18 protein-coding genes are annotated in these 19,604 nt (G+C 70.1%); 7 read left to right on the forward strand and 11 right to left on the reverse strand.

What is annotated here, in order from left to right; translation table 11 throughout:
• Positions 1-89: 89 nt before the first annotated feature.
• Both ACFY2X_RS08810 and ACFY2X_RS08815 read right to left on the reverse strand, forming a co-directional pair.
• Entirely contained in the window at positions 90-584 is a 495-nt protein-coding gene (locus ACFY2X_RS08810; protein WP_389934498.1) for a nitroreductase family deazaflavin-dependent oxidoreductase, read from the reverse strand.
• Positions 585-648: 64 nt separating this feature from the next.
• Positions 649-1,323: a TetR family transcriptional regulator gene (locus ACFY2X_RS08815; RefSeq protein WP_389934501.1), complete on the reverse strand. Its 675-nt coding sequence runs from the start codon at positions 1,321-1,323 to the stop codon at positions 649-651.
• Between the two features lie 77 nt (positions 1,324-1,400).
• Between ACFY2X_RS08815 and ACFY2X_RS08820 the strand changes: the two genes are divergently transcribed.
• Both ACFY2X_RS08820 and ACFY2X_RS08825 read left to right on the forward strand, forming a co-directional pair.
• On the forward strand, positions 1,401-2,135 hold the full coding sequence (locus ACFY2X_RS08820; RefSeq protein WP_389934503.1) for an ABC transporter ATP-binding protein: 735 nt from the start codon (positions 1,401-1,403) through the stop codon (positions 2,133-2,135).
• Complete coding sequence (locus tag ACFY2X_RS08825) at positions 2,132-2,902, forward strand: ABC transporter permease (RefSeq protein ID WP_389934506.1); 771 nt, start codon at positions 2,132-2,134, stop codon at positions 2,900-2,902. The genes ACFY2X_RS08820 and ACFY2X_RS08825 overlap by 4 nt, the downstream gene beginning before the upstream one ends.
• 5 nt (positions 2,903-2,907) lie before the next feature.
• On the opposite strand, the gene ACFY2X_RS08830 is transcribed toward ACFY2X_RS08825, so the two are convergent.
• A complete protein-coding gene (locus ACFY2X_RS08830) occupies positions 2,908-3,102 on the reverse strand; it encodes a hypothetical protein (RefSeq protein WP_389934509.1) in 195 nt (64 codons plus the stop codon).
• Positions 3,103-3,187: 85 nt separating this feature from the next.
• On the opposite strand from ACFY2X_RS08830, the gene ACFY2X_RS08835 reads away from it, so the two are divergent.
• Positions 3,188-4,144 (forward strand): LysR family transcriptional regulator, encoded by a 957-nt coding sequence (locus ACFY2X_RS08835; RefSeq protein ID WP_389934512.1) that lies wholly within the window; start codon positions 3,188-3,190, stop codon positions 4,142-4,144.
• Positions 4,145-4,203: 59 nt separating this feature from the next.
• On the opposite strand, the gene ACFY2X_RS08840 is transcribed toward ACFY2X_RS08835, so the two are convergent.
• Positions 4,204-4,437, reverse strand: coding sequence for a hypothetical protein (locus ACFY2X_RS08840; RefSeq protein WP_389934515.1), 234 nt, complete (start codon positions 4,435-4,437; stop codon positions 4,204-4,206).
• A 4-nt stretch (positions 4,438-4,441) separates the two neighbouring features.
• Positions 4,442-5,800 (reverse strand): S8 family serine peptidase, encoded by a 1,359-nt coding sequence (locus tag ACFY2X_RS08845; RefSeq protein ID WP_389934518.1) that lies wholly within the window; start codon positions 5,798-5,800, stop codon positions 4,442-4,444.
• Positions 5,801-5,973: 173 nt separating this feature from the next.
• On the opposite strand from ACFY2X_RS08845, the gene ACFY2X_RS08850 reads away from it, so the two are divergent.
• Positions 5,974-8,019 (forward strand): spermidine synthase, encoded by a 2,046-nt coding sequence (locus ACFY2X_RS08850; protein WP_389934520.1) that lies wholly within the window; start codon positions 5,974-5,976, stop codon positions 8,017-8,019.
• 112 nt (positions 8,020-8,131) lie between these two features.
• Here the strand turns inward: ACFY2X_RS08850 and ACFY2X_RS08855 are convergent, their stop codons facing one another.
• On the reverse strand, positions 8,132-9,700 hold the full coding sequence (locus ACFY2X_RS08855) for an LCP family protein (RefSeq protein ID WP_389934523.1): 1,569 nt from the start codon (positions 9,698-9,700) through the stop codon (positions 8,132-8,134).
• Between the two features lie 329 nt (positions 9,701-10,029).
• A complete protein-coding gene (locus ACFY2X_RS08860) occupies positions 10,030-11,070 on the reverse strand; it encodes a neutral zinc metallopeptidase (RefSeq protein WP_389934526.1) in 1,041 nt (346 codons plus the stop codon).
• 786 nt (positions 11,071-11,856) lie between these two features.
• On the opposite strand from ACFY2X_RS08860, the gene ACFY2X_RS08865 reads away from it, so the two are divergent.
• A complete protein-coding gene (locus ACFY2X_RS08865; protein WP_389934528.1) occupies positions 11,857-12,726 on the forward strand; it encodes a LysR family transcriptional regulator in 870 nt (289 codons plus the stop codon).
• Positions 12,727-12,816: 90 nt separating this feature from the next.
• Entirely contained in the window at positions 12,817-13,677 is an 861-nt protein-coding gene (gene folP, locus ACFY2X_RS08870; protein WP_389934531.1) for a dihydropteroate synthase, read from the forward strand.
• A 243-nt stretch (positions 13,678-13,920) separates the two neighbouring features.
• Here the strand turns inward: folP and ACFY2X_RS08875 are convergent, their stop codons facing one another.
• The 4 genes from ACFY2X_RS08875 to ACFY2X_RS08890 all read right to left on the reverse strand — a co-directional run bounded on the left by ACFY2X_RS08875 (position 13,921) and on the right by ACFY2X_RS08890 (position 18,230).
• The gene (locus ACFY2X_RS08875) at positions 13,921-15,339 is read right to left on the reverse strand and encodes a pyridoxal phosphate-dependent decarboxylase family protein (protein WP_389934534.1); all 1,419 of its coding nucleotides are present in this window, start codon (positions 15,337-15,339) and stop codon (positions 13,921-13,923) included.
• Positions 15,340-15,486: 147 nt separating this feature from the next.
• Positions 15,487-16,125: a TetR/AcrR family transcriptional regulator gene (locus tag ACFY2X_RS08880; RefSeq protein WP_389934537.1), complete on the reverse strand. Its 639-nt coding sequence runs from the start codon at positions 16,123-16,125 to the stop codon at positions 15,487-15,489.
• 58 nt (positions 16,126-16,183) lie between these two features.
• Complete coding sequence (locus ACFY2X_RS08885) at positions 16,184-17,566, reverse strand: sensor histidine kinase (RefSeq protein WP_389934539.1); 1,383 nt, start codon at positions 17,564-17,566, stop codon at positions 16,184-16,186.
• Positions 17,556-18,230, reverse strand: coding sequence for a response regulator transcription factor (locus ACFY2X_RS08890; RefSeq protein ID WP_389934542.1), 675 nt, complete (start codon positions 18,228-18,230; stop codon positions 17,556-17,558). Before ACFY2X_RS08890 ends, ACFY2X_RS08885 begins: the two co-directional genes overlap by 11 nt.
• 154 nt (positions 18,231-18,384) lie before the next feature.
• On the opposite strand from ACFY2X_RS08890, the gene ACFY2X_RS08895 reads away from it, so the two are divergent.
• On the forward strand, positions 18,385-19,599 hold the full coding sequence (locus ACFY2X_RS08895; RefSeq protein ID WP_389934545.1) for an outer membrane lipoprotein carrier protein LolA: 1,215 nt from the start codon (positions 18,385-18,387) through the stop codon (positions 19,597-19,599).
• The last annotated feature ends 5 nt before the right edge of the window (positions 19,600-19,604 follow it).

A 19,604-nucleotide genomic window follows, 5' to 3' on the forward strand; every position in this document is an offset into this window, starting at 1 on the left:
GGATCGTAAAGGCCGGGTGGACTGCCGGTAGATCATATCGCCCGAGGATCTTCCGCTCCGCCCGGCGGTCCCGGCGGCTCAGCCCGTGATCACGACCTGGGGGTGAGCCGGAAGACGCGGATGTCGCGGCCCGACTTCTCGGTGTAGCGGTCGTAGACGGGCCAGATCCGGAGCAGCCGTGACCAGGCTTCGGCCCGCTCCTCGCCGGTCAGCAGGCGGCCGGTGACGGGGATCTCGCGCCCCCGGAAGCTCACCGTGGCCTCGGGGGTCTTGAGCAGGTTGCCGCTCCAGGCGGGGTGGTGCGCGCGGCCGAAGTTGGAGCCGACCACCAGGAAGCCGCCGCCGTCCCCGTCCTCGGGCAGGCAGGCGAGCGGGGCCACACGGGGCTCGCCGCTCTTGGCGCCGGTCGTGGTGAGGATGAGGGTGGGGATCAGTCCGTCGCTCATCACCAGCCTGCCCCCGGTCAGGCGGTGCGCGACCCGGTCCATCCGCGGGACGACCTTCGGCCCGACCTTCGCGAACACGTCGGTCGCCGCCAGCCACTGGAAGAACGGCTTGAGCATCCCGATGAGGCGTTGACCCACAGCGATCTCACAATCCCGCGCCGCCCCGATCCGATTTTCGCCCCACCGTAGAGCGTAGCAAGCGCTAGGTCAACTCCTTGATCTGGGAGATCCGCGGGCTCTCCTCCCAGCGAACGCAGTAGCCGCCGATCCCGGCCTCCAGGAGGTGGAAGGCGTGATCGGCCTGCTCGCGCAGGCCCGGGGTGATGGTGGCCATGTTCTCTCCGGCGAGCATGCGCTGGATGGCGTGCGCCATCAACGTGTGGAGCGTCGCGCAGATCTGGCCGGCGACGAGTGCGGGGGTGAGATCGCCGGGATCGGCGTCGGCCTCGTCGGCGAGGGCTCGGGCCAGGGCCTCCAGCCGGAGTTCGTTCATCTCCCGCAGCCGGGCGGTGAGAGCCGGGCTGGCGCTGATCATGCGGGTGAAGACATCGCTTCCCTCGTGAAAGCCGTATCTCCAGTCCTGGGCGTCGAGGGCGCCCAGGAAGTCGCGGCGCACCGCCTCCACCGCGCTCTCTCCCGGCCTCCGCGCTCGCACGACCTTGCCCAGCAGCTCAACCGCCTCGTCCTGCCGGTCGAAGAGCAGGTCCTCCTTGGTCGGGAAGTAGTTGAAGACCGTGTTGACCGAGACGTCGGCGGCCCTGGCGACCTCGGCCACCGTCACGTTGTCGAAGCCGTGGACCATGAACAACCCCGTCGCGACGTCGGAGATGCGCCGCCGGGTCTCTCTCTTCTTGCGCTCACGCAGGCCCTCGCTCATGAGGGTCATTCTATGGTGTCAGACAGATTTTGGTGTCACCACAAATTTGGTGCTACTTTAAAAATGGAGGCGATCAAGTGATCAAGACATCTGGATTGACCAAGACCTTCCCCGGCGGCGTCGAGGCCGTCCGAGGGGTTGACCTGACCGTTGAGGCCGGAGAGATCGTGGGCTTCCTCGGTCCCAACGGCGCGGGCAAGACGACCACCATGCGCATGCTGACCACGCTGCTGCGCCCCACCGGGGGCAACGCCATGGTCGCCGGGCACGACCTGCTCGCCGACCCCCGGGGCGTACGGCAGCGCATCGGCTATGTCTCCCAGGGGGGCGGGATCGGCCCGGCGAATCTGGTGGGGGAGGAGCTCGAACTTCACGCCATGCTGTACGGCATGCGTCCCGCCGAGGCGCGCGAGCGGGTCCGGGAGGTGCTCGACCGGCTTGAGCTCGACGGCCTGGAGACCCGGCTGGGAGGGGCGCTCTCCGGCGGTCAGCGCCGCCGCTTCGACCTCGCGTTCGGGCTGGTCCACGGGCCGTCGCTGCTTTTCCTCGACGAGCCGACCACCGGCCTGGACCCGCAGAGCCGGGCCAACCTCTGGGACCACATCAGGCGCCTGCGCGAGGAACAAGGCCTGACGGTCTTCCTGACCACGCACTATCTCGACGAGGCGGACGCGCTCGCGGATCGCCTGTTCATCATCGACCACGGTGTGATCGTCGCCGAGGGTACCCCGGCCGAGCTCAAGGGCGGCACTCGCACGCTCGACGACGTCTTCCTGTCCATCACCGGCCGATCCCTGAGAGAGGAACAATGAGCCATCCGACGACCCCGGCGAACTCGACGAGCCGGGTGAGCGCCCTCCGGGAGATCTGGCTGGTCTTCCGGCACAACGCCCGCATCTCCCTGCGGCAGCGGTTCGGAATCGCCTTCGGCGTCATCCAGCCCCTGCTCTATCTGGTGCTGTTCGGGCCCCTGTTCGCCACGATCGGCACCTGGGAGACGCTGGTCCCCGGCCTGCTGGTCCAGGTCGGCCTGCTCAGCGCGGGCATGGCCGGGTTCGGCATCGTCTTCGACGCCCGCTCCGGCGTGCTGGAGCGGCTCCGGGTCACCCCGGCGCGCCGCGTCTCCCTGCTGCTCGGCCGGGTGCTGAGCAACTCCCTCACGTTGCTGATCCAGTCGGTCATGTTGATCCTGGTGGGATACGCCTTCGGCCTGCGCGCGGCGGTTCCCGGAGTGCTGGCCGGGCTCGTTCTCATGATGCTGCTCGGGGTCAGCTTGGCGGCGCTGTCCAACGCGATCGCGCTCACCATGAACTCCGATCTGTTCGCGCCGATGGTGAGCACCGGGATCGTCCCGCTGGTCCTGCTGTCGGGCGCGTTCCTGCCGATGTCCATGGCGCCGGTCTGGCTGGACGCGCTGTCGCGGGTGACCCCGTTCCGCTACGTGCTCGAAGCCATCCGCGACCTGTTCAACGGGCACTACGCGACCTGGACCGTGGCCGCGGGGGTCGCGGTGACCCTGGTGCTCTCGGTTGCCTGCGTGACCGTCGGCACCCGCGTCTTCAACCGAGAGAACGCCTAGCGTCTTCAGTCGCGAGAACGCCTGGCCGGCGCGAGCGCGGAGCGAAGCACGGAAAGGAAGGAGCGGGAGTGGAATCCGGCGTCCGCGGCTCGGGCGCCGGGTGGCGGGGCGGAGCGGTGGACGATCAGCTGAATGAGCGAGTGGTCGGGGGTCATGGTGAAGCGGGCGTCCGGATCCGGACGCCGGAGATGGTGGGTCATGTGATCAAGCGTGGCGGTGAAACAGACTCCAGGTCCAACACCGGATATTTCGTGATTAACGCATTTCTGTTGTTAATCTTCTGGCGTGCCCGCTGACATCCACCCCCGCCTCGTCAGGACCTTCGTCGCCGTCGCCGAGGAACTGCACTTCGGCCGCGCCGCCACCCGCCTCTACGTGGCCCAGCAGGCGCTCAGCAGGGACATCCGCCGTCTGGAGGAGCAACTCGGCGTCACGCTGTTCGCTCGCAGCACGCGGCGGGTGGAGCTGACCACGCACGGGCACCGTCTGCTGCCCAAGGCCCGCCGCCTGCTCGCCGCCCACGACGACCTCTTCGATGACGGCTCGCGCCCCCTGCTGGTGGACCTCAACGGCCCGGGGTTCACCACCACGCGCCTTCTCGCCGAGGCACGGGCCCTCGCTCCGGACGCGGAACTGCTCGCGCGTTTCGAGGGAGGGCTCGCCGCGGGGGCGGCGAGCATCCTCGCGGGACGGCTCGACGTCTCCTTCGGCAGGTTCGCCGGGCTCGATCTGGGGCTGCGCTCACAGTTCAGACAGACGCCGATCCGGCTGGAGCTGATGAGCCTGCTGCTTCCCGAAGGGCATCCGCTGGCGGAGCTGGAGGCGATCCCGCTGCGCGACCTGCGCGGTCATCAGGTGGACGCGAGCGCGGGAAACCCGGCCACCACCGAGTGGACCGGTTTCGCCCTCATCCTGTTCGGCGAGCACGGTGTGCGTCTCGCGCCGCCGCGCACTCCGCCGGTGGGCATCGAGGAGATGGCGCTCTATCTCGCTAGGCATGGCGACCCGGTGCTGTTCAACATGGCGGGTCCGGACATCCCCGGCGGCGTGGTCCGGCCTCTGGTGGATCCGGTCCCGCTGAGCCTGGTCAGCATGATCCACCTGCCGAATCTGCGTCATCCCGGCCTCGACGCGCTCCAGGCCGCCGCCCGCGACCTGACGGCGGCCGAGGGATGGCTGCGTCGCCCGCCGGGAAGCTGGCTGCACGTCGCCGACGAGGAGTTGCTCCGGCCGGTGACATGACGGCGGGCCGCCCTGATCGGCGGAGCGCCTCCCCGGCGCCCCGCCGCGTCCGAAGCCCCCTACTGGGGCGGGCCGTAGGGCTCGATCCTCGGGTCGGAGTAGGGGCCGCCGCCCACCGCCGGGTCGATCCGGCGGGCGGCCGCCTCGGTGACACGCAGGCCGTACAGGCCCTGGCCGGGGTCGATCAGGACCAGGCCGTAGCCGGTGTCGACCTCCTCCTCCGACAGTTTCAGGCGGCGCATGGCCTGTGCGAGCGTCGCCTTGGGCGGAAGCCGTACGGTGACAAGAACCATGACCTCACGGTACGCGCTTGGCCCTGCGCCGCAACGAGGAGAGTAGCCCCGAGGTGTCGACGACGCCGTAGCCGTAGTCGTGGTCGAACCCGACGTCGCTGCGGTCGTCGGCGGTACGGCGGAGCAGGGTGCGCAGCTGGGCGGGCGCCAGGCGGGAGGACGGCCACAGGGTGCGGATGGCCGCGACCAGGCCGGCGGCGACGGGGCAGGCGGCCGAGGTGCCCGAGTCGGGCTCGTCGGCGCCGAAGGCCTTGGAACCGGAGAAGTGGGTGTAGGAACAGATGTCCGGTTTCCGGTCGGAGAGGCGGCCGGGTCCCTGGGAGGAGTATCCGACCCGCTCGCCGTCGGTGTCCACGCCGCCGACGGACAGCACGCTCGGATGGGAGTTGGCACCCGTGATCGGCCGGTCCGGGTAGGCGCACCGGCCGTCCTTGCATTCGCGCCCGCAGTTTCCGGCGGCGAACAGCACGTCGGCGCCCGCCTGCTCCAGGCTGGAGATGATCAGGTTGAAGGGGTGGGCCGGGTTGTCGGAGTAGTTGCCGGGGTGGCCGACGGGGAAGTCCCAGCGGGGGGAGAAGGACCCCCAGCTGTTGCTGATCACCAGGGACCGGGACTCCTCGGGCTGGGCCTCGAGGACGGTGCGCAGGTGGGCGAAGGCCGCGACCGCGTCCGACAGCAGGCCGTCCAGGGCCGAGCCGCCCGGGCGGCGGGAGAGCAGCACGGGGATGTCGATCAGCGACGCCTGCGGGGCGGCGATGAGCGTGTCGAAGGCGCACATCGTGCCGTGGTTCACTGCGAACTCGCCCGGCCTTCCGGTCACCCCGTCGGGGTTCCAGCTGCGCTCCCTGTCGAGGGTCAGGCTCCGGCCGAGGTGGTCGGTGACGTGTGCGACGTTGATGCCGGTGTCCAGCACCGCCAGCGCGACCCCGGCCCCGTTCATGCCCTCGGCGTGCAGCTCGGTGATGCGCAGCAGCCGCTCCACGTCGTGCCAGTCGCCCACCGGGGCGCTGCCGCCGCAGGTGAGGTTGGTCTCGATGACCGGGTCGGCGAACACCCCCACGACGTCGCGGCGGAGGGAGGGCAGCAGGGAGAGCCGGGTGGACAGCTCGTCGTCGGAGATCTCCCCCCGGACCATGACCGAGGCGTCGCCGGGGGCCATGGAGAAGGTCAGGGCCTGGTTCAGGGAGAGGGGGTCGCCTCCGGCCGGGGGCACGGGGCGGGGAACGGCCACCGGCGTGAAGGAACGGTCCAAAACGACCCCTGGCAGATCGTCGGCGACGTCGGCCGTGGTCGCGGTCACATCGGGGTCGGCCACGGCCGCCACGATGTCGGGGGAGGGGCGGAGCTGGAGCAGGACTCGCATGATGCACCACCGAGATTCGAGGGTCGGCGAACGCCACCACGTTCCTCCATCGACCTCGATCTCGTCCACCCATACAATGCATCCGCTATCGGTATCTATACCTGTCGAACCCCGCAAACGATCGGCACTGATTTCCTTCCCTGAGGGGACGGCGGTCACTAGCGTTGGGCGGCATGACCGCAGCGGCGGAGACAACGCCATCCCCATATTCCGACGCCCCGCCCGCGCATTGGCTGAGCACACGGCCGAGGCTGATCGTGGCCAGCGCCTTCATGCTCTTCCTGGAGCTGGCGTTGATCCGGTGGACCGGATCGAACATCGTGCACCTGAGCTACTTCACGAACTTCGTCCTGCTCGGCTCGTTCCTCGGCATCGGGCTCGGCTTCCTCAGGGTCGGGCGCACGACGCGGCAGCCGTACTACTCGCCGATCGTGCTGGCCGTCCTCGTGGTGGTCATCCTTCTCTTTCCCGTCACCGTGGACCGGCAGACCGAGGGCGTCCTGTACTGGACGAGCCTCGGCACCCACGGGCCGCCGCCGTGGCTGATCCTGCCGGTGATCTTCGCCGCCGCCGCGGTCGTGCTGATGGGCCCCGCCGAGCTCGTCGGCCGGTGCTTTCCCGAGCTGGACCGGCTGGAGGCCTACCGCTACGACCTGATCGGCAGCCTCACCGGCATCGGGCTGTTCACAGCGCTGTCGTTCCTCAGCGCGCCCCCGGTCGTGTGGGGGGCGATCGCCGCGCTCGCCTACACCGTGCTGCTGCGGCCCCGCAGGCTCTGGGGACGGATCGCGCTGGTCGTCCCGTCCCTGGTCGTCGTCGGGGCGCTGGCGGTGGAGACGCTGACCGCGGGAGCGCTCTGGTCGCCCTACTACAAGGTGACCTACAAGCGCTTCGAGCACGACGGTGTCCCGGTGATGGACATCCAGGTCAACGGCATCCCGCACCAGCAGGCCATCCCCGCGGCCAACCGGTTGGAGTGGGAGCGGCAGTACGCGCTGCCGTACGAGCGGGCGGCCGCGCGGAAGCTCGACGACGTGCTCATCGTCGGCGCGGGCAGCGGCACCGACGTGGCGATCGCGCTGTCCAAGGGCGCCAAGCACGTGGACGCGGTGGAGATCGACCCCAAGCTTCGCGAGCTCGGCGGGACCTACCACCCGGACAAGCCATACGACGACCCCCGGGTCACCACCGTCGTCACCGACGGACGCGCCTTCCTCGAACGCACGTCCAAGAAATACGACCTGATCCTCTTCGCGCTGCCCGACTCGCTCACCCTGGTCGCCGGGGCGAGCTCGCTGCGGCTGGAGAGCTACCTGTTCACCCAGCAGGCCATGGAGGCGGCCAGGGAGCATCTCAAGCCGGGCGGCACCTTCTCGATGTACAACTACTACCGGGAGAGCTGGCTGGTCGACCGGCTCGCCTCCACCATGCAGGCCGCCTTCGGGCACAAGCCGTGCGTGGACATCGTCAGCGAGACCGGTCAGCAGGCCGTGATCACCGCGGGTCTCGACGCCCGGGCCCAGAGCTGCGGCGAGGAATGGGCGGGTGCCACCGCCGACACTCCGCCGCCGACCGGCGACGACCGGCCCTTCCTCTACCTGAAGGACCGGACGATCCCGCGGATCTACATCATCACCCTCGGCCTGATCCTGATCGTGAGCATGCTCGCGGTCCGGGCGGTCGCCGGGCCGTACACCCGGATGCGCCCCTATACCGACCTGTTCCTGCTGGGCGTGGCGTTCCTGCTGCTGGAGACCAAGAGCGTGACCGGGTTCGCGCTGCTGTTCGGGACGACCTGGGTGGTGAACGCGATCGTGTTCGCCGGGGTGCTGGTCGCCGTGCTCGCCGCGGTGGAGGTGACGCGCCGCTTCAGGACCCCGCCCCTGCCCGTCATGTACGGCGTGCTCCTGGGGGGCCTGCTGCTGGCCTGGCTGGTGCCGAACTCCTGGCTGCTGAGCCTGCCGCTGCCGCTGCGGGCGGTGGCCGCCGTGGCCGTGGCCTTCCTGCCGATCTTCGCGGCCAACGTGGTGTTCGCCAAGCGTTTCGCCGACTCCGGCGACGCCACGGTGGCCTTCGGGGCGAACCTGCTGGGCGCGATGGTCGGCGGCTGCCTGGAGTATGCGGCGCTGGTCATCGGCTACCAGGGCCTGCTGATCGTGGCGGGCGTGCTCTATCTCGGAGCCTTCGTCCTGCTGCCCAGGGCCGCCCGGACCGCCTGAGCGTCCGGGCTCCCGAACCTCCGGACTGCCCGGGTGTCCGGGTGAAAAGGCGGTGGCCCGGCCCCCGGGAAGGGGAGCCGGGCCACCGGGCGATCGGGTGCCTGTAAAGGGATCAGAGCCCGCAGAGCTCGTTGAGGGACTTGGCGCCCGCCCTGCCGTTCCTGGTGGGGGTCTGGCTCGGCTTCGCGGTCCTGGGCGCGGTCATCGTCGGCGTCGGCGAGGCCTCGGTCGTGCCGGGGGAGGCGGTCACGTTGGCGGCCTGGACGCGGCTGGAGGACTGCTGCGTGGACTGGCGCACTGCCCGGGCGGCGGCGGCACGGATCTTCTGCCAGTCGGGGGAGCCGCTGTAGAACTCCGGCGGCACGAACTGCAGGCTGGTGATCTTCGCGTTCTTGACCTTGAGGCCGAGCCCGGCAAGGTGCTCCAGGAGCTCGCGCGGGATGTTGGTCTGAGCCATCCGCTTGGCCACGCTGGCGATCTTGGAGAGTTTGGTGATGACGACCTGGGGGGTGGCCTGCTGGGCGAACGCGCCGATGACGCAGCGCTGACGGGCCATCCGGGAGAAGTCGTCGCTGCCGACACGCGAGCGGCCGTACCAGAGGGCCTGCTCACCGGACAGCCTCTGGTAGCCGGCCTTGATCGTGCCGGCGGTGCCGAACGTGCCGCCGTATTTGACGTCGCTGTCCACCCGGATCTTCAGGCCGCCGATGGCGTCCACGAGGTGGGCGAAGCCGTACATGTTGACCAGGGCGTAGTAGTCGATCTTCAGGTTGAGGGTGTAGCCGATGGCGTCCATGAGCGCCCGGGGCCCCTGGTGCTTGCGGCCCATGATCTGCGGGTTGTCCTCGGCGTACTGCCAGACCTCGTTGAGCAGGCCGCCGTTGGGCAGCTCACGCATGAAACCGTTGGGGAACTGCTTGCCCAGCGGGGTGTTCGGCGGGAAGTGCACGTGCTGCATGTTGCGGGGGAGGCTGAACATGACCGTGTTGCCGGTTTTGACGTGGACGCTGGCCACGGTCATGCTGTCGGTCCGCACGCCCTGCCTGTTGCCCGCCCCGTCGCCGCCGACGAGCAGGAAGTTCACCCGCTCGCGCCCGCCCCACGGGTCCTCGTGCTTGATCGGAGCCGCGGTCGGATCGGTCTCGGCGCTCGGGAAGATGGCGTTGGCCGTCTCCTTGAAGGTCAGCACGGTGTTCGCGGTCAGCGCGAACGGCGCCGTCACCGACACGCACAGCACCCCGATCACGATGCCCGACACGATCTGGCCCGCGCCGGTCAGCTGCTTGGGCTTCAGGGTGATGTAGGACGACAGCACCAACAGGAACCAGGCGAGCGCGCCGACCCCGGCGAGGATCGCCCCGATCAGGAGCGCGCTGTCGCGGGCGAGGAAGGCGGCGTTCTCATCCTTGGTCAGGATGAGAACGCCGACCGCCGCGGTCGCCAGCAGCAGGCCGAAGACGCCGAGCAGGATGTAGCCGGTACGGCGGCGCCCCGAGCGCAGGTGCGCCGCGCCCGGGAGGATCGCCGACAGCACGGTCCAGCCGATGAGCGAGGCGGTCGTCATCGGCTTGGCGAACCGCATCCGGTCCTTGGGACCGTGGCCGGGAGGCGGAGCCTGAGGCTGCTGCGCCGGGCCCGGCGGCAGGGTCTGGGCCTGCTGAGCCAGGCTCGGCTCCGTCATCTGCGGAGCCTCCGTCTGTCCGGGTTCCCGCGCGTGGCCGGTCGCCTGGGCCTGGTCGGCCCGTGCGTCGGAAGAGTCCTGCGCGCCGGGGTGAGGTCCTGCGCCGCGGCTCTCGCCGCGCCGCCGGGTGCGCCGTTTCCCGTCCTCACCGGCAGGATCCCCCGAGTCTTGCCCAAGGCGCATCGTCACACCGCTTCCTAGTACGTTTATCCAGGTCAACCTGGCAAAACGGCCATGGTTCCCTGATTACACGGAATTTGCCAGGATTCTAGCCCCCATATCTGGACATGACAGACAGATGACCAATCCTGGGTTAATGGCCATCAAATCTAGGATGTCGTCGATGAGGGGGCCAGCCAGGTGTTGCACTGGAAGGTCTGGTTCTTCTCAAAGCCCTGGCGGAACCAGCGATTGTTGTTCGTGGGCGTGCCGTGGTCGCGAGGGTGGCCCGGCCCGTCACCGACCTGGGAGTAGAAGTAGTAGAGGATGTTGCGCTGCGCGGGGGTGACCGGGTAGCTGGCCGACACCGAGCGCATGAACATCCCGGCGAAGCAGGTGGCCTGGAGCTCGTGCCGGCGGCCCAGCGCGAGCTTGGCGCTCGTGCCGGAGGTGTGCAGGGTCTGCTGCCACCAGCTGTTGGAAATACCGGACAGCTCCTGGATGTGATGCCCGTACTCGTGGGCCATCGCGCTGATGAGCCCGCCGTGCCAGTCGGTGAGCGAGCCGTATCCCTTGGTCATGGCCGTGGTCGAGCCGTAGATGGTGTAGTTCTGCGGGCAGTAGTAGGGCACGGTGCTGCCGGTCGGGGGGAAGTCCCCGCAGGCGCCGCGACCCCTGGAGGCCGTCAGGACGTAGCCCGGACGACGCCAGGGAATGCCCTGCTGGCTCATGATCTGCGACCAGCCCTTGTCCAGGCATCTGGAGGCCTTCAGGATCAGCGCCTTGAACTGGCTGTGGTTGTAGATGCTGGCCGAGCCCGCCGGGCAGTAGATCTTCGGCAGGCCTCCGGTGCGGTAGAGCGTGTTGTTCTTCACGCTGGTGTTCAGGACCTGCTTGGCGGGGGGATCGACGGTGTCCTCGGTGGGTTCGGAGGAGTGCGTCGCGGTGGGCTCGGAGGAGCTCTCCGACTCGGCGGGGGTCGGCTCGTCGGTCCTCGCGAAGGTGGGCCGCTCAAGCGGGGTGAAGGTGGGGATCGCGACCGGGGAGATCGGGTCCGAGCGGTGGCTGCTCTTGATCAGCGCTCCGACCACCACGAGCCCGACGAACACCAGGGCGACCACGCCGAAGATCCCGCCGATGATCGCTCCGGCGCCGCCACGGGAGCGGGCGCGCTGCGGCTGCCAGGGGGGCGGGGGCTGGCCGTACGGCATCTGCCCCTGCGGCGGGGGCGGCGGAGGGTAACCCTGACCCGGTGAGGGCTGGGCCGGATACCCCTGCCCCGGCGGGGACGGGTATCCCTGGGGCGCGGGCGGCTGGGACGGGTATCCCTGCGGTGGTCCCTGAGGAGGAAAGCCCTGACCCGGTGACGGCGCGGGCGCGTGCGGCGGCGGATAGCCGTAACCGGGGGGAGGGGCCTGGTCCGGACGCGGCGGATACCCCTGCCCCGGCGGGGGCGGGTATCCCTGGGGCGGTCCTTGGGGCGCGGGCGGCTGCGGCGAGTACCCCTGGGGCGGGCTCTGCGGCATGGCCGGCTGGGATCGATGGCCCTGCGGTGCGGGCGGTTGAGACGGATATCCCTGCGGTGCGGGTGGCTGGGAGGGGTATCCCTGAGGCGGTCCTTGGGGCGCGGGTGGCTGGAAGGGGTGGCCCTGCGGGGCGGCCGGGGGGTAGCCCTGGGGTGCTCCTTGAGGGGGATGACCCTGGGGTGCGCCCTGAGGTGGGGCGGGGGGCCAGGCGGGTGGCGGGGCGGGGTGTGGATGCCCCTGAGGTGGGGGTTGTTGCGGAGGATATTGCCCGTTGCCTGTCACACTTTCTCCCCGTTAACCCGAGCATCCGATATGACCTGAAGGTCCGGACCTTTGCCGAATTTGGGGCGTAAGCATACTGATTTCTCACCCGTCACGGATGTCGCCGTGGTTGATTACATTGCGTAATCGTTCGAGGTGATCTCAGCGATGTGCAGGACCGGGCCGGGCGCTGTGACCTAGCTTCAAGTCATGAATCTGCAGCAGCTCCGCTACGTGGTCGCGACGGCGGAGCACCGCACCATGACCGACGCGGCCAGGTCGCTGTACATCGCGCAACCAGCGCTTTCACGTGCGATCAGAGATCTGGAACGAGAGCTCGGGATGACGTTGTTCGCCCGTTCGGGGCGCGGCGTGGTCGTCACGGCGCAGGGTCGCCGGGTGGTCAAGCTCGCCCGTGAGGCGCTCGACGCCGTCCGCGAGATCGAGGCACTGTCCACCCACGGCCATCCACCCGAGGCGGAACTGCGTATCGCCTCGATCCCCAGCCTTGAGCCGGGGCTGGCCGGACGCCTCCTCCCCGCCTACACCGCGGAACATCCTGAGGTGCGTGTGCACATCGTCCGCTGTGACGGACGGGACGGCGTGATCAACGCCATCAGGGACCAGCGGGCCGACCTCGGCCTCACGGACCTGCCCGTCCCCACCGACCTGATCAGCCATCCGCTGGAACGCCAGGAGATCGTGCTGATCTCCCCGCCGGGCGTGGACCTGCCCAGCCCGGTGCCGATGAACAGGCTCAACGGCATGCGTATGGTTCTGCCGGCCCCCGGCAGCACCCGGCGCAGGGAGCTCGACGCGCTGTTCGCCAAGTACGGCATCGCCCCGGTGGCGGCCGCGCATCTGGAGGAGCGCGGCAACTGGCTGAACGCGGTCCGTTCGGGCAGGGCCTCCCTGCTCTGGTACCGGGGGGTGGCCGAGCAGGCCGCCCGGGCCGGGCTGACGGTCCGCCCGCTCGATCCCTCGGTCCGCCGGGTGATCGCCCTTGTCCACGCGCGACGGCGGCTGCCCGCCATCGCCCAAGAGTTCCTGTCCGTGGCCGAAGGTGGGTCGGCCGCCTAGGAACGCCTGGTTCGACCGTTCCAAAACCCACAGAGGCGGCGCAGGTGGGAGCGCCGGCCTCTCCGGCACCGGGCGATAGGCTCGGTCTCGATGAGTATCTTGCGCCTACGCGGCCGTGAGTTCCGGCCCGGCGAGTTCGCGATCATGGCGGTGGTCAACCGCACTCCCGACTCTTTCTTCGACCGGGGGAAGACATACGGCTTCGCGGCCGCCCTGGAGGCGGTGGACAGGGCCGTCGGCGACGGCGCGGACATCGTGGACATCGGTGGAGTCAAGGCGGGCCCCGGCGACGAGGTGGACCCCGCCGAGGAGATCCGCCGGGTGGCCGATCTGGTCGCGGCGGTCCGGGAGCACCACCCCCAGCTGATCATCAGCGTTGACACCTGGCGTGCCGAGGTCGGCGAGATCGTCGCCCAGGCGGGTGCCGACCTGCTCAACGACACCTGGGGCGGGGTCGACCCCGCCCTGGCGGACGTCGCCGCCAAACACCGCATCGGGCTGGTCTGCGCGCACGCCGGACGTGTCGTCCCCCGCACCCGCCCGCACCGCATCGCCTACGCCGACGTGGTCGCCGACGTCATCGGCTACACCACCGATCTCGCCGAGCGGGCGGTGGCGGCCGGGGTCGCCAGGGAGTCGATCCTGATCGACCCGGCACACGACTTCGGCAAGAACACCTGGCACTCCCTGGAGGTCGGCCGCCGCCTGGACGAGATGGTCGCCACCGGCTGGCCGGTGCTCGTCGCGGTCTCCAACAAGGACTTCGTCGGGGAAACCCTCGGCGGCCTCCCGGTCGACGAGCGCCACGCCGGCACCCTGGCCACCCTGGCCGTCTCCGCCTGGCAGGGCGCCCGGGTCTTCCGGGTCCACGACGCCGCCTCCGCCCGCACCGCGCTGGCCACCGTCGCCGAGCTGCGAGACCAGGGCGAAGATCCACGAAACGCGTCGTAGCCTCACGGCGCCGGAAAAGGATCAGGCCACCCACCGGGGGAGAGGCGGGTGGCCCGATCGCGAGACGGGGGGCACGTCTCGCTTTTCGCGAAGGCTCGTGTTCGACGATCGTGATATCGCCGCCCCGGACTCCACCAGGATCGAACCGGCGGGAGGGGTATTCCCATCGTCGGCTGACGAGATATTTACCGCAATATCATTACAGGAGTAAATTAATTTGTTATCTACTCTCGTCGCACACGGTCAGGTGTAGATCACCGACAGGAAGCGGAGCAGGATCGCCTCACGCCTGTCAGCCGGGAGCGCGTCCAGGACCGCGTTGACCACGGCCATCTCCGGCTGGCCGGACCCGCCGAGATCCACCCCGACGGACGCGGCGAGCTCGCCGAAGGTGCCGTCGTCCAGCGCGTCGAGGTCCAGGCCCGCGATGAGCTCCACCAGCCCCTCGGGCAGCGTGACCGGACCGCGTTCCCGCGCCGCCTCGGCGGACCGCGCGATCACCTCCAGCATCGCCTCCACGCCCTGGAGGGTCACCCCGGTCACCGTGATGTGGAGATTGGCCGGGATGCCCGCGTAGGAGAGCTGCGGCTGCAGGAACCAGCCGCGCTTCCTGGCCTCGTCGGACAGCACGAACACGTCCACCTCGTCCGAGCCGAAGGCGACCAGAGCCGACTCGGGGTCGCCGAGCACCCGCAGACCGGGGATCCCGGCGATGCCCTCACGGAGCCGGCGGGCCGCCGCGAGGGTGGCGCGGCCGAGTTCGAGGTAACCGTCCCGGCCGAGGGCCTGCAGGGTGGCCCAGGCGCCGCCCAGCGGACCGGCGGACCTGGAGCTCTGCACCGTGGCGTTGACGATCGTGTAGCCGGGCCATGAGGCCGACGCGAAGTACGCCCGGCGCCGCAGTTCCGGATCCGCGAACAGCACCACCGAGGCGCCCTTGGGGGAGTAGCCGAACTTGTGCAGGTCGCAGGAGAGCGAGGTGACTCCGGGCACCGACAGGTCGAACGGCGGAACCGGCGCTCCGGCCTCGCGCAGCCACGGCAGCAGCCACCCGCCCACACAGGCGTCCACATGGCAGGGCACGCCGCGGGCGGAGGCGATCGAGGCGATCTCGGCGACCGGATCCACCACGCCCTGCGGGTAGGACGGCGCCGAGACGACCACCAGCACGGTGTCCTCGGTGATCGCGGCCTCCACGGCCGCCGGGATCGCCCGGAACGTCACCGGATCCACCGGCACGGCGTCCACCACCAGTCCCAGATAGTGCGCGGCCTTGTGGAAGGCCGGGTGCGCGGTGACCGGGACGGCCATCCGGGGACGGCCCCCGACCGCCCGCGAGTCCCGTGCCGCCTTCACGGCCAGCATGACCGACTCGGTGCCGCCGCTGGTGAAGATCCCGGAACCTCCGCCGAGCAGCCCGGCGACCGCGCCGACCACCTGCCTCTCCATCTCCACCACGCTGGGGAACGCCGTCGGATCGAGGGCGTTGACCTCCAGCATCTCGAAGTAGGCGCGGGACGCGGCCTCGTGCACCTCCGGCCGCCCGGTGTCGTACACGTACGCGGTCACCTTGCCTCCGCGCACCGGCAGGTCCTCCTGCTTGATCCGGGCGATCTCGGCGAGCAGCTCCTCAAGGCCGCGGCCCTTCTCGGGCAGGCTCATGAATCTCCTTCGGGGGGTACGGCTTGCGCAAGCCGGAGCGAGCGGCACAGCGGTCGCGGAGCCGCAAGGAAGATCAGGTGCCGCCGACCCTAGGGCCTGGCCAGGCGGCCGTCCACGGGCGGAACCGGGGGCGGCGGAGCGCCTGGGTCAGGGAGGGTTTCCGGGAAGGCCGATGGTGCGATGGATCATCTTGTGGAGGTAGGTGCGGAACCTGCGCAGGGCCTCCGGGTCCTCGGTGCCCCTGCGGTTGCCCTCCGCGTCGAGAACTCCGCCCCGGGCGAAGCCGTGCACCGACCAGATCACCGACTGCAGGACGTACTCCACGTCGGTGTCGGAGTCGATGTACCCGGCGGCTATCGCCGGGCCGAACGCGTCGGCGACGAGCTTGATCAGCGGCTGGACGTACTGCCGTTCCAGCTCGGTGACGTCGCTGGCGTCGGAGAGCCACCGGTGCATCCAGAGCGCGGGGACCTCGGGATGGGTGAGGCAGAAATCGAGGTAGCGGTCGATGACGCGGTGGACGGCGACCGCCGTCTCCTCGGGGCTCCTCGCCGGGGGCCCCTTGATCGCTCCCTCCATCGACGCGCGCTCGGCCCGGTTCGAGCGCTCCATGACCGCCAGATACAGTTCCCGCTTGCTGCCGACATGCTCGTTGACACTGGCGACGTTCAGACCGGCGGCCTCGGCGATCTGGCTGGTGGAGGTCGAGTCGTAGCCCAGCGCAGCGAACAGTCGAGTCGCGACCCGCAGGATCAGCTCCCGCTGGCCGCCGTCAGCGGAAGTCATGGAAGTGACGCTAAATCTGGAACGTGCCGCCGCCAATCATCAGACGGGCAATCCTCGGTCAAGAAAGCGGAAGTCTCACCACCGCCCGGAGACCGGGGGAGGCGTCCTCCAGGTGCACCGCGCCGCCGTGGGCGTGAACGGTCTCGCGGACGATCGCCAGGCCCAGCCCGGCTCCGCCGTCGTCGCGGCTGCGCGCGCTGTCCAGGCGGGTGAACCGGTCGAAGACCCGCTCCCGGTCGGCCTCGGGGATGCCGGGCCCGTCGTCGGTGACGGTCAGCACCGCGTCGGCGCCTGCGGCCCGCAGCTCGACCACCACCGGGGCGACCGTGTGCCGCAACGCGTTGTCCACCAGGTTGACCAGCACCCGTCCCAGGTCCAGCGCGTCCCCGGTCACCACGATCGGGTCGTGCCCGACCTTCACCGTGACGGCCTCGCCGTACCGCTCGGTGGTCTGGGGGACCAGCTGGTCCAGCTCCACCGGCTCCCTGCGGGCCAGGGCGCCGCCGCGCTCGTCCAGGCGGGCGAGCGCGAGCAGGTCCTCGGCCAGCCGGGCCAGGCGCATGGTGTCCTCCAGGACACCCTCGGCCGTCTCCCGCCAATCCTGTCCCTCCGGATGGCCGAGCGCCACCTCCAGCTGGAGCCGGATGCTGGCCAGCGGACTGCGCAGCTCGTGCGCCGCGTCGGAGACCAGGGCCCGCTGCCGGGCGTCGGCCTTCTCCAGCCGCGCCAGCATGTCGTTGAGCGTGACGGCGAGGCTGTGCACCTCGTCACGGGCCTCGGGCACCGGCAACCGCCGGGAGCGGGCGGTGTCGGTGATCTCCTCCGCGCCCCGGCGCAACGAGGCGATGGGCCGCAGGGTCCTGCCGATGATCACCCAGCTGGCCCCGGCGAGCAGCACCAGCAGCAGCGGCGTGCCGACGAGCAGCACGTGCCCGGTCGTGGTGATGCTGGCCTGCACCTCGCTGAAGGGACGCGCGGCGATCACCGTGCGGTTCCGGTCGGCGCTGAGCACCCGCACGCGCAGCACGTGCGGGATCCCGTACGGCTGGCCGTCCAGGAACCGCGCCTGGCCCTTCTGGATCGCCCTCGCCCGCTCCCGGGCGTCCAGCAGCGGGACCAGCCGGTCGGTGCCGGTGGTGGCGTGGGTGATCCGCCCGGCGCCGTCGATGACCTGCAGAAGGGTGCCGTCGGGCGAGGTCAGCTCGTCCGGCAGCCGTTCGGCGTCGGAGAGCGAGACCGTCTCCCGCGCCCGCTGGTAGATCGAGTCGTCGATGGCGGAGATCAGTGACCTGCCGAGCACGCCGACCATCACCCAGGCCGAGACGGCCAGCGCGACCGCGAGCACGGCCGAGGCCACCGCGGTCAGCCGGAAGCGCAGGCTTTTCCGCCGCCACCAGCCGACCGGGCGCCGCCTTCCCCGCGCGGGCGGGTCAGCCTCCATCGCCGGCCAGCCGGTATCCGGCCCCTCGCACCGTCTGCAGCGCGTTCCTGGAGAACGGCGCGTCGATCTTGCGGCGCAGGTAGCCCACGTAGACCTCGACCACGTTGGGATCGGTGTCGAAGGTGTCCCAGACGTGTTCCAGGATCTCCACCTTGGAGACCACCTCGTCGTGGCGGCGCATCAGGTATTCCAGGAGCGCGAACTCCCGGGGCGTCAGCTCCACCGGCTTCTCGCCCCGCGAGACCCGCCGTCGCGCGGGGTCCAGTGACAGGTCTCCGGCCCGCAGTACGGCGGGGCGCCGGTTCGCACCGCGCCGCAGCAGCGCCCTCAGCCTGGCCACCAGCACGACGTAGGAGAACGGCTTGGTCAGATAGTCGTCGGCGCCCAGGTCGAGACCGTCGGCCATGTCGTATTCGCCGTCCTTGGCCGACAGCATCAGGATCGGCACCCAGTTCTCCTCGGCCCGCAGTTGCTTGCAGACGTTGTAGCCGGAGAGCCTGGGCAGCATGATGTCCAGCACGACCACGTCGTAGTCGCCGTGCCTGGCCAGGTGCAGACCTTCCTCGCCGTCGTGCGCCAGATCGACCGCGAACCCCTCGGCCTGGAGCCCGCGCTGGAGCGCCGCGGCCATCCGCCGCTCGTCCTCCACGACGAGAACCCGCATGCCACCTCCTTCGTCGAGGTTCCATCTTCGGCCAGCCGACCTGAGAGGCGGCTGAGAACCCTGTGAGCCCTCTCAGTCTGTCTCAGCTTCGGCACAGGACCTTTCACGCAAGCTGCGGATGACAGTGATCGACGCAATACCGTGAAGGAGTGACATGTCAGAGCAAGCGAGACGGGGCCGCGTCGTGAGGTGGGGGGTGCCGATCGCCGCGATGGCGCTGGTGGCCGGGGCCATCACCGCCGGTCCGGTCATCGCCGCGGTTCAGGGGGATCCGGCGCTGCCCGAGCGCACCGCCGAGCAACTGCTCGCCGACGCCGCCCAGGCCACCAGGGCCGGTATGAAGCCCATGTCGGGCACCCTGATGCAGACCGCGTCCTTCGGCCTGCCCGGACTGCCGGATATGTCGGGCATGGGCGGTGCTTCGCCCGCCACCCTGTTGGCGGGCTCCCACGAGATCAAGGTCTGGTACGGCGGCGCGGGTCAGGTCCGGCTCGCTCTCCCCGGGCGGATGAGCGAGACCGACCTGATCGTCAACCGCGACCAGATCTGGCTGTGGGAGAGCGATGCCAACAAGGCCACCCGGATCAAGGCGAGCGGCGGGGAACTGCCGCCTGCCAGGCCCGAGAACGCCGTGCCCTCGGCGACGACCCCGCAGCAGGTGGCCCAGGAGGTGCTGAAGAACGCCGACGCCGACACGGTGGTCAGCGTGACCAACAACGAGAAGGTGGCCGACCGTCCCGCCTACCAGCTCGTCCTCGCGCCCAAGGACAGCTCCTCGCTGGTCAGGGAGGTCAAGCTGGCGCTCGACGGGGAGACCTTCGTCCCGCTGCGGGTCCAGCTCTACGCCAAGAGCGCGGCCGAACCGGCCTTCGAGGTCGGCTTCACCTCGGTCACCTTCACCCCGCCCGCCCAGGACAACTTCACCTTCACCCCGCCCGCGGGCGCGAAGGTGGAGGAACGGTCGATCGGCGACCTCGGCCAGGGGATGAAGGCCCGGCACGAGAGGGCCGAAGGACTGAAGGACAAGGTCAAGGTCGTCGGCGACGGCTGGACCGCGGTCGCCGTGCTTCCCGTGTCCGAGCAGGACCTCAAGGGCCGGCTGTCGCAGCAGGGCGAACAGCCCGGCGGGCAGAACCCCGAGGGCGCCTCCGAGGGCGAGGCGTCACGGTACGGTGGCCGGTTCGGCGGGGCGGACGCGAGCGGGATCGTCGACGCCCTGCTGAAGTCGGCCAAGCCGGTCAGCGGGGCGTGGGGCAGCGGCAAGGTCATCCAGACCAAGCTGATCTCCGTGTTGCTGACCGACGACGGCCGCCTGCTGGCCGGCGCGGTCACCCCCGAGAAGCTGGTCGAGGCGGCCGGACAGAAATGAGCGGG

Source organism: Streptosporangium sp. NPDC000396, from assembly GCF_042898655.1.
GTDB lineage: Bacteria > Actinomycetota > Actinomycetes > Streptosporangiales > Streptosporangiaceae > Streptosporangium.

Bases quoted from the DNA above. Each gene is read 5' to 3' on its own strand.
- ACFY2X_RS08815 (WP_389934501.1), bottom strand. From the start codon at position 1,323: ATGAGCGAGGGCCTGCGTGAGCGCAAGAAGAGAGAGACCCGGCGGCGC.
- ACFY2X_RS08850 (WP_389934520.1), top strand. From the start codon at position 5,974: ATGACCGCAGCGGCGGAGACAACGCCATCCCCATATTCCGACGCCCCG.
- ACFY2X_RS08875 (WP_389934534.1), bottom strand. From the start codon at position 15,339: ATGAGCCTGCCCGAGAAGGGCCGCGGCCTTGAGGAGCTGCTCGCCGAG.
- ACFY2X_RS08845 (WP_389934518.1), bottom strand. From the start codon at position 5,800: ATGCGAGTCCTGCTCCAGCTCCGCCCCTCCCCCGACATCGTGGCGGCC.
- ACFY2X_RS08885 (WP_389934539.1), bottom strand. From the start codon at position 17,566: ATGGAGGCTGACCCGCCCGCGCGGGGAAGGCGGCGCCCGGTCGGCTGG.
- ACFY2X_RS08855 (WP_389934523.1), bottom strand. From the start codon at position 9,700: ATGACGGAGCCGAGCCTGGCTCAGCAGGCCCAGACCCTGCCGCCGGGC.
- ACFY2X_RS08860 (WP_389934526.1), bottom strand. From the start codon at position 11,070: ATGCCGTACGGCCAGCCCCCGCCCCCCTGGCAGCCGCAGCGCGCCCGC.
- ACFY2X_RS08865 (WP_389934528.1), top strand. From the start codon at position 11,857: ATGAATCTGCAGCAGCTCCGCTACGTGGTCGCGACGGCGGAGCACCGC.
- ACFY2X_RS08830 (WP_389934509.1), bottom strand. From the start codon at position 3,102: ATGACCCACCATCTCCGGCGTCCGGATCCGGACGCCCGCTTCACCATG.
- ACFY2X_RS08825 (WP_389934506.1), top strand. From the start codon at position 2,132: ATGAGCCATCCGACGACCCCGGCGAACTCGACGAGCCGGGTGAGCGCC.
- ACFY2X_RS08840 (WP_389934515.1), bottom strand. From the start codon at position 4,437: ATGGTTCTTGTCACCGTACGGCTTCCGCCCAAGGCGACGCTCGCACAG.
- ACFY2X_RS08890 (WP_389934542.1), bottom strand. From the start codon at position 18,230: ATGCGGGTTCTCGTCGTGGAGGACGAGCGGCGGATGGCCGCGGCGCTC.
- folP (WP_389934531.1), top strand. From the start codon at position 12,817: ATGAGTATCTTGCGCCTACGCGGCCGTGAGTTCCGGCCCGGCGAGTTC.
- ACFY2X_RS08880 (WP_389934537.1), bottom strand. From the start codon at position 16,125: ATGACTTCCGCTGACGGCGGCCAGCGGGAGCTGATCCTGCGGGTCGCG.
- ACFY2X_RS08895 (WP_389934545.1), top strand. From the start codon at position 18,385: ATGTCAGAGCAAGCGAGACGGGGCCGCGTCGTGAGGTGGGGGGTGCCG.